Here is a 17093-nt window from a genome sequence, read left to right as displayed (position 1 = left end):
GGCAGACGCCGGGGGCGGATGCTCCCCTTCCCTTTTCGTTGCACACAGGAGGAACCGATATGCAGACCCAGCCGCAACAAAGCCTGCAGGGCAAGCACATCGCGGTGTTGATGACCGACGGTGTCGAGCAGGTCGAATACACCGAGCCCCGCCGTTTCCTGGAGGCGCATGGCGCCCAGGTCACCCTGCTCGCGCCCAAACCCAGGGGCGCCGATGTGCAGGGTTTCAACCACCTGCAGCCGGCCGAGCGCTTCGCGGTGGAGATGGATGTGCGCGGAGCCGCGTCCACCGGCTTCGATGCGCTCGTCCTGCCCGGCGGCGTCGCCAACCCCGACCAGTTGCGCCTCAGCCGCGAGGCGCTGGACTTCATCCGCGCCTTCGCGCATGAGAACAAGCCGATCGCAGCCATCTGCCACGGACCCTGGCCGCTGATCGACGCCGGCGTTGCCCAGGGCAAGCAGCTGACGAGCTGGCCCAGCCTGCACCAGGACCTCACCAACGCCGGCGCCGAATGGCGCGACGAGGAAGTGGTGGTGGACGGCAAGCTGGTCACCAGCCGCAAGCCGGACGATATCCCCGCCTTCAACCAGGCGCTGCTGCAAGAGCTGGTCTGAGACCGGCAAGGGCTTGGGGCAGCCGCTGGCGCTGCCTCACCGCCGACGGAGATCTGGCCGCGGCGCGGGCAAGTTGCGGCGCCTCGGCCCCCGGTACGTAAGGAGGCCTCGCATGAGCACCCGCAAGCAAGCGGGCCGGCGCCCCCGGCGCTGGTCGCAGGAAGTCACCGAAACCAGCCACGCCATGGACCTGGAGCGCGGGGTGTTCAGCGGCGACGATCCGCGCAGGATCGCCCGCTCGCTGAAGCACTCCGCTGAGGCCAGCCACAGTCGCAAGAGCGATCCCTTCCGCTCTGCCATGTCCATGCTGAATTTCTACCTGAACCGCGCCGGCCGGCGCTTGCCCCGCGAACGCCGCCGCACGCTGAACGCGGCCAAGGATGAATTGCGCGCACTCTACGGCAAGCCGCGTCAGCGGCCTCCGCCCTTGCACCGTACGCACTGAGCGTCTACCCGGCGAGCGGCGGGCCATCCCGCGGACGTAGTAAACTGGCGCGCTTCCGCCGCACCTAATCCGGACAGAGATCCAATGCAAGCATCTTCCCCAACCGCCGCCGCGCCCGCCGGCGTGCCGGTCTGCTACGGCATTCCCAACTGCGACACCATGAAGAAGGCCTTCGCCTGGTTCGCGGCGCACGGCCAGGAATACCGTTTCCACGACTACCGCAAGCACGGCCTGGATGCCGGTTTGCTCCGCCCCTGGGTTGCCAGCCTGGGCTGGAAGGCACTGGTGAATACCCGTGGCACCACCTGGCGCAAGATTCCGGTGGAACGCCAGAGCATCGGCTCGGATGAAGAAGCCATCGCCCTGATGGTGGAAAACCCCAGCCTGATCCGCCGCCCTGTGCTCGCCCTGCCCAATGGTGAATTGCTGGTTGGCTTCGACCCCGCCGCCTATGCCACCGCGCTTTCCGCCGGAGAAAATGCATGAGCAAGCCCAAGCTTCCCTCCAGCTACGTGCAACGCTTCATGCTCGAAGCGCTGGACATCCGCGGCGCCGTCGTCCGCCTGGATGATGTCTGGCAAGCCCTGCAGCAAGGTCGCGGCTACCCGCCCGAGCTGGCCCGCCTGCTGGGCGAGATGAGCGCGGTTTCCAGCGTCATCTCCGGCAACCTCAAGCAGCCTGGCCGCCTCACCTTCCAGATCCAGGGCCGCGGGCCGGTCAGCCTGCTGGTGGTGGACTGTAGCGAGGAGCTCAACCTGCGCGGCTACGCCAAGGCGGAAGGCGCACTGCGCGGCAGCACGCTGGGCGAACTGGTGGGCGACGGCCGGTTGCAGCTCAGCCTGGACATCGCCGGGCTGGAGCAGCCCTACCAGAGCCTGGTGCCGCTGGAGGGCGACAGCATCGCCGAGGTCTTCACCCACTACCTCGCCCAATCCGAGCAACAGCCTGCCGGGCTGTGGCTGGCCAGCAACCCGATCGCCTCCGCCGCGCTCTTCCTGCAAAAACTGCCGGGCGCCGACCTGCGGGATGTGGATGGCTGGGATCGCGTCCATCACCTTGCCCAGACGGTGAAGGCGGAGGAACTGCTCGGCCTGCCGCCGGAGACCCTGCTCGGCCGCCTCTTTGCCGAGGAGGACGTACGCCTGTTCGAGCCACGGCCGGTGATCCACCACTGGCCGCCGGACCGGGAGAAGGTGTCCTCCATGCTGCAGGGCCTGGGCGAAGACGAAGTGCGTGCGGTATTGCAGGAGCATGGCGAGGTCGTGGTGCATGACGATCTCTCCAACCACACCTACCGCTTCGACCGCGCGGACGTGGATGCGCTGTTCCATCCGCCCACGCTGCATTGAGGCCCGGCGGCGGGCGGCCTTGCCGGAAGCGCCGCCCCTCAGTAGACTTCGCTGATTTTGACAGCCCTCCGCCCAATGTCCGCTGCCGCCTCCGCCCGCTCCATCGAATTCCGCAACTCGGCCCTGGGTGCCACCGTTGCGGTCCTGCGTGAGACGGAACCGGCTCGCCTGGCCGACGCCCTGCACAAATTGATGGGCGGCATGCCGGATTTCTTCAACGGTGAAGCTGCGGTGCTGGATTTCTCCGGCCTGTCGCAGGCACCTGCGCGCATCGACTGGGCCGGCCTGCTGTCCCTGTTCCGCCGTTATCAGCTACAGCCGGTGGGCGTGCGCAACCTGCCTGAAGCCCTGGTCCAGGCCGCCCGCCAGGCCGGCCTGGCGATCCTGGATGGCGCCGAGTTGCGCGACCGCCCTGCCGCCGAAGCCGCGCCTGCCGCCGCGCCGGCGCCGGTCGCGGCACCGCAACCGGTGGTGAGCGCGCCGCAGCCGAACACCCTGTTCGTCGACCGGCCGCTGCGTTCCGGCCAGCAGGTCTATGCCCGCGGCGGCGATCTGGTGCTGCTCGCCGGCATAAGCAATGGCGCAGAGGTGATCGCCGACGGCAGCATCCACTGCTTCGGCCCGCTGCGCGGCCGTGCGCTGGCTGGAGCCCAGGGCAACGCCGGCGCCCGCATCATCGCCACCAATTTCGGCCCCGAGCTGGTTTCCATCGCCGGGGTGTATCGCACTTTCGAACGTGGCGTCCCCGAAGCGGTGGGCGGCCGCGCGGCCGTCGTCCGCCTCGGCGGCGCCGGCAAAGAACAGACATTGACCATCGAAGCGCTGCAGCTCGACTGAGCAGCGCCAGCCATATCCAACAAGGGGAAACCGTGAGAGTAATCGTCGTAACATCCGGCAAGGGCGGCGTGGGCAAGACCACCACCAGCGCGGCCTTCTCCTCCGGCCTCGCCCTGCGCGGCTTCAAGACCGCGGTCATCGACTTCGACGTCGGCCTGCGCAACCTCGACCTCATCATGGGCTGCGAACGCCGCGTGGTGTACGACCTGGTGAACGTCATCAACGGCGAAGCCAAGCTCAACCAGGCGCTGATCAAGGACAAGCACTGCGAGAACCTCTTCATCCTCCCCGCCTCGCAGACGCGCGACAAGGACGCACTGACCGAGGAAGGCGTGGAGGTGGTGCTCAAGGAACTGGAGCACATGGGCTTCGACTACGTGGTCTGCGATTCGCCGGCCGGCATCGAGCGCGGCGCGGTGATGGCGTTGACCTTCGCCGACGAAGCCGTCGTCACCACCAACCCCGAAGTGTCCTCGGTGCGCGACTCCGACCGCATCCTGGGCATCCTGCAGTCGAAGTCCAAGCGCGCCCGCGAAGGCGGCGAGCCGGTCAAGGAACACCTGCTGGTGACGCGCTACTCCGCCAAGCGGGTGGAAGATGGCGAAATGCTGTCCTACAAGGACGTGCAGGAACTGCTGCGGGTGCCGCTGATCGGCGTGATCCCGGAATCCGAGTCGGTGCTGCATGCGTCCAACCAGGGCACGCCGGCCATCCACCTGAAAGGCACCGATGTCGCCGAGGCCTATGCGGACGTGGTTTCCCGCTTCCTCGGCGAAGACCGCGAGCTGCGCTTCGTCAATTACGAGAAGCCCGGCCTCATCAAGCGCCTGTTCGGAGGCAAGTGACATGTCCCTGCTTGCCCGCCTCTTCGGCGAAAAGAAGCGCACAGCCGATATCGCCAAGAACCGGCTGTCGCTGCTGATCGCCCACGAGCGCAGCGGCGGGGCCGCTGCGGCCGACTTCCTTCCTGCGCTGCAGAAGGAACTCATCGAGGTCATCTCCAAGTACGTCGCGGTCAACCCGGACGACATCAAGGTTCAGCTGGAAAAGCAGGACAACTACGAAGTCCTGGAGGTCAACATCGTCCTGCCCGAGCAGGGACGCTGACCACGATGCCCGGATGGTGAAATTGGTAGACACATCGGACTTAAAATCCGAAGCCGCAAGGCGTGCGGGTTCGACCCCCGCTCCGGGTACCACCGCCCTGCTCCCGCCGGGCGCGGCTCGATGATCGTCCTCGACCTGTGCTGCGGGCGCGATCATCGCTTCGAAGGCTGGTTCGCCTCCAGCGACGCCTTTGAAACGCAACAGCAAGCCGGGCAGATCTCCTGCCCGGTGTGCGACTCCACCCAGATCCGCCGCCTGCCCAGCGCACCCTATGTGCAGACTCGCAGCGCAGGGCCGGCGGAACTCCCGCCGCGGGGCAAGCCGGCCGATGTGCCGACGCTGCCCGCAGACACCGGCACGATGCTCGCCCAGGCCATTGCCGCGCTGCGGCGCATGGGCAACGATGCAGAGGATGTCGGCGCCCGCTTCCCCGAGGAAGCCCGCAAGATCCACTACGGCGAGAGCGAGGCGCGTTCCATCCGCGGCGCCGCTTCGGTCCGGGAACTGGGCGAGTTGCTGGACGAAGGCATCATGGCGCTGCCCCTGCCGCCGGCGGAAGAAGACCTGCACTGAGCAGCCTGCGAGCCGGGCGGGCTGCTCCGCTCGGCGCGGCCGGATGCATGAGGCCATCGCCCTGCCTGGATGCGCTCCGCCCCCGCTCCCCCGCGCCTTCTTCCCGGGATGTGGCTCAGCCTCCCTTCCGGAGAGGCTTGCCGGGAGACTACGCGTCCTCGCCTTCCGCGCCCGCGTGGATCAGCGGAATCCACATTTCCTCCCCGCTCAATCCCCCATGCACGCCGCGCATCCTGAGCTCGTCCTCTCCCGGCAAGCGGTCGGACAGCGTGTGCCCCGCCTCCATCAACAGCGCGTAGTTGCCAAGCCGCTCGGCGAGGCGGGCATGCCGCGGTCCCGGCCCGAACAGGCCCGCGGCCAGCAGCCGGCGGGAACGCACCGCCACCGCCCGGCCGGCCAGATCCCGGGCGGCGAAATCCTCGAACTCCTGCTCGGCCCCGGCGCGCACCTGGCAGAAGGCCAGCCGCCGCTCGCCTAAGAGGGGCGCGGCCAGCATGGCCTGCACCGGCGAGCGCGCGTCCAGGCGGTAGTGGCGCTCCTCCGGCGCTTCGATGAAACCGTGATCGGCGGTCACCAGCAACGTCATCCCGTGCCGACGCAGCCCGGCCGCCAGCGCGGCGAACAGTTCATCCAGCCGGCCGAACAGGCCCTGCACTTCCTTCGCATATGGCCCCAGCTTGTGGCTGAGAGCGTCGAAGCCGGGGTAATAGGCATGGATCAGCCCGCGCCCGTCCAGCCGCGCGGCTTCGTCCAGGACGGCCGGCAGCAGGTCTTTCAGCTGCGGATAGCCGATCACCCTGGCCCCTCTCGTGTGGCGGAATGTATAGCCGGAGGGCGCGAGCTCGGCCGGCGTCAGCACCGATACCGGTCGCCGCGCCCGCTGTGCCAGAGTGCGGTAAGGAAACAGGCGCGCACCGAGGAAGGGCCCACGCAGCCGCCCTCCGCCACGGCGCTGCAATGGCAGTGGCGCGATCACGCCGCCGAAGCGCCTGTCCTGGATGAACCAGCCAGTCAGCCCGTGCTCCGCCGGTGCCAGCCCGGTGTAGAGCGTGGTGACCGCGCTGGCGGTGGTCGAGGGGCAGACCGAGGTCAGCCGCGCCAGCTGCTGCGCATGCATCCGGCTGCCCTGCCCCAGGCGCTGCAGGAAGGTGTCGCCCAGGCCATCGATCACCAGCAGCACCACGCCGCGCGGCTGGCGCGGTGGCAAACCGGGCAAGGTCAATTCCTCATGCCCCTGCAGCCAGCTCCCGAGGGCGCGTGTCAGCCCCAGCAGGCCGTGGCTGCCGTAATCGGGCCACACCGCGTTGCGCGGCAAGGGGAACAGGCGTGCATCCAGCATCGGGGAGTCCTTGGTGTGAGGCGGCACGGGCGGGCTAATAGGCGCAATGCGAAGCGCTCCTGGCGCGGTTCGCTCCGGCGGAGAGCCATTCTTGGCGAACGTGGATGGTGTCGCAAGTGAGCGGAAGGTGGACCGAGGCGTAGGCTTCCAATTCCGCTGGCGGTTTCCCCCGGGGTAGCGGAAACCGGAGCCGGGACCAGGCAAGGTACAGCCCGCAACGAAAAATCGGGCAATGCGCCAACCGGCACATTGCCCGATCCGCACCCCGTCGCCCGTGGCCGGACCTCTCCGGACGCTGCGGCAACAGGGCGCCCCCCTTCAATCTGCTTCTGACTCGATAGGCTTCCCTCCTTCTCCGGCCGCATCGAGCCCGCCTCGTCATGCATCCCTCAAGGCGTCGCCTGTAAGGCGGTCACCACGGTAACCACCAGTGGGCGGGAGGCCCCTCAACCTCGCCGCCCGGCGCAGCCCTTGCCGCGTCAGACAGGAGATGCCACTACAGGGCAGGCTTTGCGCGAGCCTTCGCTTCAGGCGGCGTTCGCCGCCTCTTCCTCAACGGCGGGGGCTGCGCCCTCGCCACCTCCGGTGGATGCCGCTTCCGCATCCGCCTTGTAGTTGCGCAGATAGACGAAGAACTGGCCCATCATCTGCGTCCACAGCTGGGCCTGGACCGTCAGGTGGCCGCTGGTGACGCCGCCGGCGACGAGCACGTCCATCTCCAGCGCGATGAACTCGCCATGCTGGGAGACGCGGGCGAAGCGGCGGCTGCGGTGCCACTCCTGCAGCAGGCCGTCCGGCAGGCTGCCGCCCTGGATGCGCAGCGGGCAGCTGAAGGTGAAGTCGGCGTACTGGCCGGCGGCGAGCTGGTTGCCCCACAGCACCTGGAAGCCCACGCCGTGGCTGGCGCTGTGCAGGCGGATGACGCCGTTCTGCTCCACCGGGGTGACGGCGCAGCCGGCGAGCTTGATGGCCTCGCCCAGCTGCTCCGGGCCAACCGCCGCCAGCACCGGCGCCGTGATCTCGTTGCTCTTAGCGTTTTCCTGATTGCCGCTCATTGCTACTCCTGGATGTAAAAGGTGTTCGTGCCGACTCAGTCGGCCTTGTTCAGCGCCGCGGTAACGGCGGCGCTATCGATCTTCACGGTGGTGGCCGGCACCAGGCCGTCCATGTGGCTGGCGATCTGCTGCTGCAGACGCTGCTGGCGCAGTGCCGCGCGCAGGCGGGGCGCAACTTCCTCCAGCGTGGCGACGCGTGCCGGCGTGCTGGCCAGCAGCTTGACGAGGTGGAAGCCGGCGGCCGACTGCACCGGGCCGCGCACCTCGCCCGCCTTCATGCCGGCGACCACCGGGCGCATCTCCGGCAGCATCTGCGCCAGCGGCAGGCTGCCGACTTCACCCCCACGGGCGGCGGAGCTTTCGTCCTGCGAGTGCTGGCGCGCCAACGCGGCGAAATCCCCGGCTGCGGCCTGCCTGGCGAGCGCTTCGGCACTGGCGCGGGTGCGCGTCACCGCCGCCGCATCGCCCGCCGGCGCGGCAAGGAAGATCTGCGCCAGCTGGTAGAAAGCCGGTACCTGCAGATTGGCCTTCTCCTGCTCGTAGGCCGCGCGCAACTCGGCATCCGAGGGATAGCTCTCCGGCACCTTGGCGACGGATTCCAGGTAGCTGTTGGCGATGATGCGCTCCGACACCTCGCGCACCGCCGCGTCCAGCTGGGCCTTTACCTCCGGCCGCGCGGCCCAGTCCTTGCGGCGGGCTTCCTGCAGCAGGGCTTCGCCGGCCAGGCGCTGGCGCAGCCAGCGTTCGACGCCCGCCGGATCGCTACGCAGGGCCTGCCGTTCGTTGGCGTCGAGCTTGCGCAGCGTGGTTTCCAGCTCCTGCTGCTTGATGCTCAGGTCGCCAGCGCTGGCCACCGTCTGGCCGCCGTTGTCGGCCGCCCACACACCGCCGGCGGCTAGCGCCAACAGCATGGCGGCGAAGGCGCGCAGGCGACGCAGGGAATGATGACCATTCGAAAGGCGCGCGCTCATTTCGCCTCCTCCAACTTCACGCTGCTGGAATCGAAGCGGTTGCTGTAGAGCGTGTCGCCGTACTGCTGGGCTGCTTCTTCCAGCTTGACGCGGGCGGCGCCAGCGAATGGCTGGCGGGCAGACATCACCGTCGCCACGTCCATGGTTTCATAGGCGCGCAGGATTTCCTTGCCGGTTTCGTACAACTGCAGGTTCTTCGCCTCGCACTGGGCAAGCGCTTCGCCACGCAGCTTGTCCGCCGCAATCAGGCGCTGGCGTTCGGCCTCCGAGTTGCGGGCGAGCTTGAGCAGTTCGTCGTAGGCGTTGCGGTATTGCGCCACCTGGGCGCTGCTCTTCTCCAGCACGCCTTCGGCCTGGTCGCGCACGCGCAGCGACTCCTCGCGAGTCTTCTGCCGCGCTGCGCGCTCGCCGGCCAGTTCGGCCTTGAGCTTGCTCAGTTCGGCTTTCATCGCATCGATTTCGCCGCTGGCTGGTGTTGTCGGGCCGGCCGCCTTCAGCGCGGCCAGCTCGTTCTGCGCCTGCTGCAGCTGGGTGGTGGTCACCCGCAATTGGGTGCGCAGGCGTTCTTCCATGCTGCCGCCCTGCTGGGCGTGGGCGCCTGCGCACAGCAGCAGCGCGGCCAGCAGGCTCCAGCGCGGGGCGACCGGCTTGCGGCCGCCATCAAGGGAGTGGTTCACGTGGGCATCCTTACAAGCGGGCGTTGAATTCCAGCTGCAGCAGATCGATGGACAGCGGCGGGCCGTAGATTTCCTTGCTCGAGATCCAGCGGCCGGTGAACCAGGTGTTCTTGTCGATCGCGTAGGAGCCGCCCAGGAAGTAGCCGCGCGCATTGGTGCCGCCCAGGTGGAAGGTGGAGTCGTTGTAGCCATCCGGCAGCGCATCCGGCTCGATGTACTTGTAGCCGGCCAGCATGTTCCAGTCGCCGCGGGCGGACGGGCTGGGCTTGCCGTAGGTCACCTGCAGCATGTAGGCGTTGGCGCCACTCTCGAAGTCGGCCTGGCCGGTGCCGCCGGTGTTGCCGAAGTTGTTCACGATGCCGCCACGGGCGCGGCGCCACATGCCGTCCTCGTCGTAGGCGAGGTTGCGGATGTAGTTGGCATCCACCCGCAGGGGGATGTTGCCGACGGCCTTGGTATCCCAGCGGAAGTTGAGGTCCAGCAGGCGGAACTTGGAGGCCAGGCCGACGTATTGCGGCATCGGCGTGTTGGCGGGATCGGTCGGGTCCAGCGCGATGTCGCGCAGCAGCATCAGGGTGTTGCCCTTCTGCATGAAGGCGGGGCGCGACCAGTCGGTGCTGCAGTGGTCGGCGCCGGCGTACAGCGCGCAGGGGTCGGAGATCTTGCCGGTGATGTTGCTGAAGTTGTAGTAGGCGAGCGCGCCGCGCAGCTGGTTGTCGGCATTCACCTTCCAGGCCGCGCCCATCTGCGCGCCGAAGAGCCACTTGTTCTCGCTCTTCATCTTGTCCTGGCTGGTGCCGGGGAAGCTGTCGGAGGAGTACTCCAGCGGGATCACGCCCACGGTGCCGAACAGTTCCACATCCTTGTTGGCGGCCAGGGTCTTGTCGAACTTGGCGGCGATGCCGTCGAAGTTCAGGTCGCCGGAGAACAGGGTGTCGGTGGAGAAGAAGGGGTTGCCGAAGCGGCCGCCGACGATGGTCAGCCAGTCCACCGGACGGTGCGACAGCCAGGCCTGATCCAGCCAGATTTCCTTTTTGCCCAGACCGCCGCCCAGGGTCTGGGTGGTGGAGACCGGGCTGTCGTCGCTGCCGGTGGCGATGCGCACGCCGGCCTGGGTGCGCTCGGAGAGGTCGGCGAAGATGCCGAGACGGGCACGGATGCGGAACAGGCTCTCGCGGTCCTTGCGGGTGTTCATCAGCGGCGGCAGGGACAGCGAGGTGTTGGGATTGACGTCGTAGGGGCCGTCGTCGTTCAGCTTCGCCCAGTCGCTCTGGATGTTGCTGTTGCCGCCGGAGAACAGGCGGGATTCGTTGCGCACCCGCAGATCGCCTTCGACGCGGATACGCTTGGTCCATTCCGGCGTCTCGTTGGGCGCGGCCCAGCCTTCGGCCTTGGCCTGAGCCATGACTTCGCCCTTGATCTCGTCGCGGATCTGGTCGCGCACCGTCTGCGGCACATAGGGCACGCGTACGTCGCCGGCCTGGGCGCGGGTACCCGGCTGCGGCTGGGCGGCGGCGGTGCTGGCCTGGCGCTGCGCCTGCTGGGCCGCCATGGCCTCGGTCTGGGCCTGGGCGAGCAGCGCTTCGCCGACGTCGCGGGCGAGCGCGCCGCTATCGATCAGGCCGCGGATCAGCTTCACCATCGCGCTTTCGGTGGGCGCCGGCGCCTGGGCTTGCACCGCCGTGCTGCCCAGCAGCGCGATCAGGGAGGCCAGGGTGGCGGTGGCGAGTTTGATACCGGAGGCCTGCGCCGGCCGGTTGATGCCGCGGCCCGTGGGGGCGCGACGATCGGAAAGGGTCACTGGACTCATGGATGGGTTCACAGAGTTGGAGGGGGAAACTGCGGGTTGGGTAGTGGGCCGGCCGGTGCTCATGGACGGCGCCCCTTCATGGAGACCCGCATCGGATAGCGCATGGAGGCCGGCGGACGTTCGTCCAGCTGCTCCATCTGCCGGACCAGCTCGATGACGGCGCGGTCTATCGCGGCGTCGCCGGTGCCATCCACGAGTTCGACGCGCACCGCACGGCCTTCGCGGGTCAGCCAGAGGTCGAGGCGGATGTCGTCGAACACCAGCTGGCGGGTGCGCGGGTCGCGCGCCAGGGTCCGCTGCAGCACGCTGGAAACGTAGCCGGCGTAGGCCGAATTGCCCGGGCCACCACGACCGGCGCCGACCGAGCCGCCGCCACGTCCGGCGCCGATGCCGAAGGCGTCGCCGCCGGCCTGCGCTTCGCCGTCTATGGTCACCGGGTCGCCGACGTCCTCCGACGGGCTGGGCGGCGCATCGTCGGGCGGCTGATCCATCGGCTCGATGGGCGTGGGCAGCGGTTCGACCACCTGCGGCTCGACCTTTTCCGGTTCCGGCTGCTTTTCCGGCTCCGGCGGCGGGGGTGGAGGCGGCAGCATCAGCATGGGCGTGGCTGCCACCTCGCGCTTGGTGCTGGCGGTGTCGGCCAGCAGGTACCAGAGCAAGGCGGCCAGCGCGGCGGCGATCGCCACGCCGGTGACCAGCCCGCCCCAGCGGCGCCACAGCCGGCGGCCAGCGGAGACCGTCTGCGGCGTCGTGGAATAAGGAGGTTTCACCTGGTCCTCCTCAAGCCGGCTTGCCCGTCACCAGGCCGATCTGGTTCAACTCGATGCGGCGCAGCAGGTCCAGCACCTCGACCACCTTGGCGTACTGCACCGAGGCGTCGCCGCGGACGATGACCGGAAAGTCCGGCGTCAGCGCCTTCTCGGTGCGCAGGCGGGACTCCAGCTCCGGCAGCGTCACCGGGTAGGCGTCCAGGAACACCTGGCCGGCGTTGTCTATGGTGATCGCCTTGGTCTTGGGCTTTTCCAGTGGAACGGCGGAGCTTGCCTTCGGCAGATCCACCCGGATGCCGGGCACGCTGGCGTTGCTGGTGAGGATGAAGATCACCAGCACCACCAGCAACACATCGACGAAGGGGGTGATGTTGATGCCGCCGGCCCGTTTCTTGGGCCCGAACTTGGCTGCAATGGCCATGGTCGTTCGCCCCGTCAAGCCCGTTGCAGCGCCGGGCGGTGCTGGCGGCCCTCGCCCTGCTCTTCGGCGAGGCGGGTGGAGAACTCATCCACGAACACCGCCATGTCGGCGCCGATCGCTTCCGAGCGGGCGGCCAGCCAGTTGTAGCCGAACAGCGCGGGAATGGCGACGCCCAGGCCGGCCGCGGTACACAACAGCGCGGCGGCCATGCCGGGAGCGACCGAGTTGATGTCCACCGCGCCGGCCATGGCGGCGACGACGAACACCAGCATGATGCCGATCACGGTGCCGAACAGGCCGACGTAGGGCGCGCCTTCGATGGTGGTGGAGAGCCAGTTCATGCGGCGGGCCATGCGCTCGTTCTCGCGCACCATCACGCCGTCCATCGCCGCGCGGATCGCGCCTATGGTGGCGGCGGATACCGCGTTGATGTCGTAGCCGCGCTCCTGGCGGTAGCGCATTTCGGCCACCGCCACTTCATACAGGCGCCACAGCGGCGAATCGTTCTTCACCTCGGCCGGCACGCGCTCGGAGCGGGCCAGCTGGTCCAGCGGCGCGCCGGCGGTTTGGCGGAACGCCGCCATGAAGCTGTCGTTGGCGCGGGCCATGGCGCCGTAGCTGCGGCTCTTGCCGATCATGATGGCCCACGAGACGACCATCATGATGCCCAGCAGGAAGACCACGACCCAGGCGTCCAGCGGCATGGCGGCGAGGATGAAGCCGAAGTGGCTCTTGCCGGCCTGCTGCTCATCGGCGCCGAAGGCGGTCAGGCGGGAGTCCGCACCCTGGGAGATCGCATCCGCCAGGATGAGGGCGTCCGGACGCGCCGTCTTGGACAAGCGCAACTCGTCGATGGCGCCGTTGAAGGCGGCCAGCGGCGTGGCTGCGCCCGGCACGTCGCCACCAACGGCAGCCGCGCCGTTCAGCGCCGGGGTGGCGGCGGCCAGCGTGACCGCCGGGCGGCCGGCTACGAAGAGGGTGATGTTCTGGCCGTCGCTGCGCACCGCGATGTGCGACCACTGCGCCGCCTGCACCGGTTGCGCCGGGGTGCTGCGCTGGCCGTTTACCTGCACATAGGGAATGCCCTGGGCAAGGCCGATCAACAGTTCGCCGGCACCGTCGCGGCGCACATACAGCGCCTGCTCGGCATCCACCTGCTCCGGCCGGATCCAGGCAGAGAAGGTGAAGGGCGCGTTGGCCGCCAGCGCCAGCGAGGGCGAGGCCGGCAGCAGCAGCGGCGCGTTGCCCAGGCGGGCGCCGCGGCCGATCACCGTGCCGTCGGCCGCCGCCACCGTGCTCTGGCCGTGGTTGGCGTAGGCGGTGGTGTCGCGCGGCGGCACGTTGGCTTCGGCGAAGTGGTAGACCAGGGTGTAGTCCGGATCGAAGGTGAGCTGGCCGTTGCCGGAAGCCGGGGCCTTCGGGTTGCCGTAGTACATCCAGACCTGCTGGCTGGCGCCGCTGCTGAGGCTGGGCACGTCCACCCAGATCAGCGCGATGCCCAGCAGCGGGTCGAACTGTTCGATCTGGTGGTTGAGCACGGTCTTGTCGTCGCCGGCGACGAAGCGCAGGTCGGAGCCGGTTTCGCTCACGCCCTCGAAGCCGAAGTTGCCGGTGTGCAGGCGGACCAGCACCGGCGCGCGGCCGGCATCGCTGCCGATGGCGGCGCCTTGCGGCGTCGCGTCCAGGGTGATCGGCTTGCGGTAGGCCCATTCCGGCTGCCACCAGGCCTGGGCGAGGCCAGGCAGGGCGGCGCCGAGCAGCATGAGCGCGAGAAAGAGGATGCGGCGCATGAGTGATTCTCCAGAAACGCTTGGGATATGCATGGTTATGCGTTGGGGTAGCCGGCTCATCAGTAGCTGGCGGTGACGCTGAAGGTGAGGCGCGGGTCGTGGCGCTCGGTGCGCGGGCCGTCCTTCAGCGGATAGCCCAGGTCCACCCGGCCGGACAGGTAGCGGCCCACCCGCAGGCTGCTGCCGATGCCGAGCGAGGCAAGATCGAAACGGTCGTCCTGCTCGGGCAAGGGATCGCGCAGGCGCAGGCGGGCGCCATCGGCGAAGACGTAGATGCGCCAGTCCTCCACCGCGGCGACGCCTAGGCTCAGCGCCGGGCTGCGCAATTCCAGCGAGCCGACCATGCCGTAGTCGCCGGTGGCCTCGGCGTTGAGGTAGCCCCGTACCGAGTTCATGCCGCCGGCGGCGATCTGCTCGCCGGAAACCAGCGGCGAATCGGTGAGCTGGCCGGCGAAGCGGATGCCCAGCTGGGTGTTGCCCGCCAGCGTGTGGGTGGTGTTCAGGTCCGCCTTCAGCACCATGAAGCTGGGCGAGGCCTTGTAGCGCTTGTAGTAGAACTCCCGCCAGTCGCTGCCGTAGCCGAGGAAGCTGCGGGTGCCGTTCACCAGCGACAGGCCCAGCGCGTACTGGGCGCGCTCGGTCTGCAGGAAGCCGGAGTAAGCCAGGGTGATGGGCGCGTATTCCAGCGGCACTTCGTCGCCGCTGCCGCCGAGGCGGACTTCCTCGTCGTTGCGCTTGAAATCCACGCCGGCGCTCAGCGAATGCCACCAGTCGCCAGACATCGGCACCGTGTAGGTGGCTTTCAGGCCGATGGAGTGGCCCTTGCCCAGCACGCTGGTGCCGCCGACGGTGGCGACGTTGCTGTTCGATTTGTAGCCGGACAGCTCCAGGCTCCAGTCCGGGGCCAGCGGCGCCACATAGGCGCCGGACCACACCCTGGTCTGCTCCAGGTCTTCCGGCGTGCCGTAGAAGCTGAAGGACAGGTTGTGGCCGAGCTGCCACAGATTGTCGTGGCCCACCGAGGCGGTCAGCCGCAGGCGCTCGGTATCCGCGCTGCGGTCGTTGTTCAGGCCGACACTGGCGCGCCAGGGGCTGCTGTCCTCGACCTTGAGATCCACATCCATGGTGCCGGGCAGGCCGCCCTGCTTCACCAGCGGCATCACCTGGCGCTTGCCGCCACGGTTGAGCGCTGTGAGCTCGACCTGGGCCTGGGTGAAGTCGGGCACCTCGCCTTCCTTCAACGCCGGCACCTCGTCCCTCACCTTGGTCGGCGAGGAGTATGCCGCGCCGACCACGCGCACCCGGCCGACGCGGGTCTCGGTGACCTGCAGCAGCACGATGCCCTCGGTCACCTGCTGTTCCGGCAGATCGACGTACACCGACTGGTAACCCTTGGCCTGGTAGGCGGCGAGCAGGGCATCGCGGGCGGCCTCGATGTCCTTCATGCCGCGGTCCGGGCCGAGGAAGGGCGTGACCGCTGCCTCGATGGCGCGCGCATCCAGCACAGTGTTGCCGCGCACCAGGTATTCATTGACATCCACCCGGCGATCGTCGGCGACGGTTTCCGCCGGGACCTGCCCGCCGGACGGTGCCTGCGCCAAGGCCAGGCCGTGGCCGGAGAGTGCCAGCACTGCCAGGCAGAGCGCGGTGCGGGCCGTCGGTGGCCGTTTCTTCAGTTCATGCATCTGTCGAACCCGATTTCCCTGGTAATCCCTAGTAGAAAAGCCACGCCGGCAGCCCCGTTCCACGGCGGCCACCGCCGGGCATGAAAGCCCTCGGTTTCCTGGCAGGCGCGGGCGCTCCGACCTGCTCATGTGCTCCTAGACGGCCGCCGGAGGGCGCAACTGCCATCCGTCACAAAAGATTCACGAAACCGCTGCCGCGCCACGCGCACGCTGAACAAAAGGAATGCCGCAGGGCCGTCCCGGCCCGCGCCGGGGAAGCGGCCTGCTTCAACGGGCGCCCTCCCCCACGCTTTCCTCCCATCACAGCCGCCGCGGCCACCGCTAGCGCCGTCGCGCCACACCAGGAGCACCTCATGTCTCGACCGATGCCTTCCCCGCGCACACGACCTTCCAGCGGCAAAACCCGCCTGCCCGGCGTCTCCCTCGCCCTCCTCGCCTCCCTGCTGCTGGCGGCGGCGCCAATGGCTGCCGGCGCCGCCGACGCGGGGGAAACGCAGCCGGACAGCTGCATCGAGGTGGAGGTGAATGGCCAGCGCGCGCCCTCCTACGGCTGTCTGTCACAGAAGCTGCAGCCGGCGCCGGCCCGTGGCGGCGGCAGGGGGCAGCCGGGGCTGGCGTCGGAATCCGTGCTGGACCGCCCGGAGAACCAGCTCGGCCTCTTCAATCGGGCGGCCACCAGCCACCGCATGGGCAATACCTTCGGCACCTCGGTGTATCCGCAGCGCCCGCCGGAAGTGCAACCCAGCCTGCCGATCGCGCCACGCCCGGCCCAGTGAGCCGGAGCGCAGGCCGGCTGCGCCTTCCCGAGGTCGGCCGCGGACCTGCCCGGTAACAAGGGCAAAGCGGCTTCGATTCACGGAAAAGGTGCCGGGGCCTATCCCGGCGTCAGCTCATACCGGCCCCGGGCCGGCTTCGGATACGCCCGGCGGCCTCGCCTTCAGGCCGCCTCCGCCTCCCGCCACACCGCCCTGGCCTGGGCGACCGCCCGGTCCACGCTGCGCAGGGATACGCGGAACTGGCGAGCCACCTCCTCCCGCGGCCGGCCATCCACGCCGACCGCATGGACCAGCGCCCGCTGCCGTGGCGGCAGGCGCTCCAGGCGGCGCAGCGTGGCCGCCAGCTCGGAAGCGGCTTCCAGCTGCGCCTCCGGGCCAGGCGCCGGATCCGCAGCCAGTTCCAGTTCGTCGCCGCTTTCTTCCCGCTGCCTGCGGCGGTTCTCCGCCGTCAGCAGGTCCATCGCCGCGTTGCAGGCGACGGTGAAAACGTAGGCCTCGACATTGGCCACGCTTGGCCGAGGGCTCTGCCCGGCCAGGCGCAGCCAGGCTTCGTGCAGGCTTTCGGCGGCCAGCTCGCGGTTGCCCAGGCGACGCGCTAGGCGGCGGCAGAGGGCGTGGTAGTGCTCGGCGAGGAAGCGTTGCGGCTCCCCCCTTTCCGGCAGCGCTTCCGCCGGCCGGGCCGGTTGCGATGAAACCGGCGCCGGCGGCGGTGCAAAGCCCTGGTGGGTGGCCAGGGAACAGCCGGGCGTCCTGCCCGGCGGCGTTGCCGGGCGGGCCAGACGGGCGGGCGAATGAGCGGAGAACAAGGCAGGCAGGCTCATGGCAGACAGGCGTTGGTCGGCACCGCGCTTCCTTGCGGAGGCGCGGGCCGGGA

At 69.0% G+C, this 17093-nt stretch carries 19 protein-coding genes and 1 tRNA gene; 10 read left to right on the top strand and 10 right to left on the bottom strand.

The annotated features are described in order from the left end of the window. Positions 1-59 precede the first annotated feature (59 nt). From GRF61_RS04225 to GRF61_RS04185, 9 genes are all read left to right on the top strand, one after another. On the top strand, positions 60-614 hold the full coding sequence (locus GRF61_RS04225) for a type 1 glutamine amidotransferase domain-containing protein (RefSeq protein WP_169149462.1): 555 nt from the start codon (positions 60-62) through the stop codon (positions 612-614). A gap of 112 nt (positions 615-726) precedes the next feature. After that, positions 727-1059 (top strand): DUF3175 domain-containing protein, encoded by a 333-nt coding sequence (locus GRF61_RS04220; RefSeq protein ID WP_169149461.1) that lies wholly within the window; start codon positions 727-729, stop codon positions 1057-1059. Positions 1060-1143: 84 nt separating this feature from the next. Further along, a complete protein-coding gene (locus GRF61_RS04215; protein ID WP_169149460.1) occupies positions 1144-1545 on the top strand; it encodes an ArsC family reductase in 402 nt (133 codons plus the stop codon). Next, a complete protein-coding gene (locus tag GRF61_RS04210; protein ID WP_169149459.1) occupies positions 1542-2408 on the top strand; it encodes an Hsp33 family molecular chaperone HslO in 867 nt (288 codons plus the stop codon). Before GRF61_RS04215 ends, GRF61_RS04210 begins: the two co-directional genes overlap by 4 nt. 75 nt (positions 2409-2483) lie before the next feature. Then, on the top strand, positions 2484-3245 hold the full coding sequence (gene minC / locus GRF61_RS04205) for a septum site-determining protein MinC (RefSeq protein WP_169149458.1): 762 nt from the start codon (positions 2484-2486) through the stop codon (positions 3243-3245). 32 nt (positions 3246-3277) lie between these two features. Beyond that, the gene (gene minD / locus GRF61_RS04200; RefSeq protein ID WP_133588892.1) at positions 3278-4090 is read left to right on the top strand and encodes a septum site-determining protein MinD; all 813 of its coding nucleotides are present in this window, start codon (positions 3278-3280) and stop codon (positions 4088-4090) included. A 1-nt stretch (position 4091) separates the two neighbouring features. Next, positions 4092-4352: a cell division topological specificity factor MinE gene (gene minE, locus GRF61_RS04195; protein WP_133588894.1), complete on the top strand. Its 261-nt coding sequence runs from the start codon at positions 4092-4094 to the stop codon at positions 4350-4352. Between the two features lie 7 nt (positions 4353-4359). Then, a tRNA-Leu gene (locus GRF61_RS04190) sits at positions 4360-4444 on the top strand. 28 nt (positions 4445-4472) lie between these two features. Next, positions 4473-4925 (top strand): DUF1178 family protein, encoded by a 453-nt coding sequence (locus GRF61_RS04185; RefSeq protein WP_169149457.1) that lies wholly within the window; start codon positions 4473-4475, stop codon positions 4923-4925. A gap of 148 nt (positions 4926-5073) precedes the next feature. Here GRF61_RS04185 and GRF61_RS04180 read toward each other — a convergent pair whose 3' ends face one another. From GRF61_RS04180 to GRF61_RS04140, 9 genes are all read right to left on the bottom strand, one after another. Next, a complete protein-coding gene (locus GRF61_RS04180) occupies positions 5074-6264 on the bottom strand; it encodes an alkaline phosphatase family protein (protein ID WP_169149456.1) in 1191 nt (396 codons plus the stop codon). Positions 6265-6791: 527 nt separating this feature from the next. Then, positions 6792-7319 (bottom strand): YbjN domain-containing protein, encoded by a 528-nt coding sequence (locus GRF61_RS04175; protein ID WP_169149455.1) that lies wholly within the window; start codon positions 7317-7319, stop codon positions 6792-6794. 35 nt (positions 7320-7354) lie between these two features. Beyond that, complete coding sequence (locus tag GRF61_RS04170; protein ID WP_211165735.1) at positions 7355-8290, bottom strand: peptidylprolyl isomerase; 936 nt, start codon at positions 8288-8290, stop codon at positions 7355-7357. Continuing rightward, positions 8287-8967, bottom strand: coding sequence for a hypothetical protein (locus GRF61_RS04165; protein ID WP_169149454.1), 681 nt, complete (start codon positions 8965-8967; stop codon positions 8287-8289). The genes GRF61_RS04170 and GRF61_RS04165 overlap by 4 nt, the downstream gene beginning before the upstream one ends. 10 nt (positions 8968-8977) lie before the next feature. Beyond that, positions 8978-10777 (bottom strand): putative porin, encoded by a 1800-nt coding sequence (locus tag GRF61_RS04160; RefSeq protein WP_169149453.1) that lies wholly within the window; start codon positions 10775-10777, stop codon positions 8978-8980. Positions 10778-10836: 59 nt separating this feature from the next. Beyond that, positions 10837-11547 carry a hypothetical protein gene (locus GRF61_RS04155; RefSeq protein WP_211165734.1) on the bottom strand — a complete coding sequence of 237 codons (711 nt, stop codon included), beginning with the start codon at positions 11545-11547 and terminating at the stop codon, positions 10837-10839. A 10-nt stretch (positions 11548-11557) separates the two neighbouring features. Beyond that, a complete protein-coding gene (locus GRF61_RS04150; protein WP_133588907.1) occupies positions 11558-11968 on the bottom strand; it encodes a biopolymer transporter ExbD in 411 nt (136 codons plus the stop codon). A 14-nt stretch (positions 11969-11982) separates the two neighbouring features. After that, a complete protein-coding gene (locus GRF61_RS04145) occupies positions 11983-13758 on the bottom strand; it encodes a MotA/TolQ/ExbB proton channel family protein (RefSeq protein ID WP_169149452.1) in 1776 nt (591 codons plus the stop codon). Positions 13759-13817: 59 nt separating this feature from the next. After that, positions 13818-15443 carry a ShlB/FhaC/HecB family hemolysin secretion/activation protein gene (locus GRF61_RS04140; RefSeq protein ID WP_169149451.1) on the bottom strand — a complete coding sequence of 542 codons (1626 nt, stop codon included), beginning with the start codon at positions 15441-15443 and terminating at the stop codon, positions 13818-13820. A gap of 353 nt (positions 15444-15796) precedes the next feature. Between GRF61_RS04140 and GRF61_RS04135 the strand changes: the two genes are divergently transcribed. Then, complete coding sequence (locus GRF61_RS04135; RefSeq protein WP_211165733.1) at positions 15797-16219, top strand: hypothetical protein; 423 nt, start codon at positions 15797-15799, stop codon at positions 16217-16219. Positions 16220-16380: 161 nt separating this feature from the next. Here the strand turns inward: GRF61_RS04135 and GRF61_RS04130 are convergent, their stop codons facing one another. After that, positions 16381-17040, bottom strand: coding sequence for an RNA polymerase sigma factor (locus GRF61_RS04130; RefSeq protein ID WP_169149450.1), 660 nt, complete (start codon positions 17038-17040; stop codon positions 16381-16383). Positions 17041-17093 lie beyond the last annotated feature (53 nt).

The sequence above is a fragment of the Azoarcus sp. TTM-91 genome (genome assembly GCF_012911025.1).
Lineage (GTDB): Bacteria > Pseudomonadota > Gammaproteobacteria > Burkholderiales > Rhodocyclaceae > Azoarcus.
The sequence above is the reverse complement of the archived record's forward strand: the minus strand, read 5'-3'. Positions and strand labels throughout refer to the sequence as shown.

Coding starts and splice junctions, on each gene's coding strand:
- GRF61_RS04225 (WP_169149462.1), top strand. CDS start 60: ATGCAGACCCAGCCGCAACAAAGCCTGCAGGGCAAGCACATCGCGGTG.
- GRF61_RS04220 (WP_169149461.1), top strand. CDS start 727: ATGAGCACCCGCAAGCAAGCGGGCCGGCGCCCCCGGCGCTGGTCGCAG.
- GRF61_RS04215 (WP_169149460.1), top strand. CDS start 1,144: ATGCAAGCATCTTCCCCAACCGCCGCCGCGCCCGCCGGCGTGCCGGTC.
- GRF61_RS04210 (WP_169149459.1), top strand. CDS start 1,542: ATGAGCAAGCCCAAGCTTCCCTCCAGCTACGTGCAACGCTTCATGCTC.
- minC (WP_169149458.1), top strand. CDS start 2,484: ATGTCCGCTGCCGCCTCCGCCCGCTCCATCGAATTCCGCAACTCGGCC.
- minE (WP_133588894.1), top strand. CDS start 4,092: ATGTCCCTGCTTGCCCGCCTCTTCGGCGAAAAGAAGCGCACAGCCGAT.
- GRF61_RS04185 (WP_169149457.1), top strand. CDS start 4,473: ATGATCGTCCTCGACCTGTGCTGCGGGCGCGATCATCGCTTCGAAGGC.
- GRF61_RS04180 (WP_169149456.1), bottom strand. CDS start 6,264: ATGCTGGATGCACGCCTGTTCCCCTTGCCGCGCAACGCGGTGTGGCCC.
- GRF61_RS04175 (WP_169149455.1), bottom strand. CDS start 7,319: ATGAGCGGCAATCAGGAAAACGCTAAGAGCAACGAGATCACGGCGCCG.
- GRF61_RS04170 (WP_211165735.1), bottom strand. CDS start 8,290: ATGAGCGCGCGCCTTTCGAATGGTCATCATTCCCTGCGTCGCCTGCGC.
- GRF61_RS04160 (WP_169149453.1), bottom strand. CDS start 10,777: ATGAGTCCAGTGACCCTTTCCGATCGTCGCGCCCCCACGGGCCGCGGC.
- GRF61_RS04150 (WP_133588907.1), bottom strand. CDS start 11,968: ATGGCCATTGCAGCCAAGTTCGGGCCCAAGAAACGGGCCGGCGGCATC.
- GRF61_RS04145 (WP_169149452.1), bottom strand. CDS start 13,758: ATGCGCCGCATCCTCTTTCTCGCGCTCATGCTGCTCGGCGCCGCCCTG.
- GRF61_RS04140 (WP_169149451.1), bottom strand. CDS start 15,443: ATGCATGAACTGAAGAAACGGCCACCGACGGCCCGCACCGCGCTCTGC.
- GRF61_RS04135 (WP_211165733.1), top strand. CDS start 15,797: ATGTCTCGACCGATGCCTTCCCCGCGCACACGACCTTCCAGCGGCAAA.
- GRF61_RS04130 (WP_169149450.1), bottom strand. CDS start 17,040: ATGAGCCTGCCTGCCTTGTTCTCCGCTCATTCGCCCGCCCGTCTGGCC.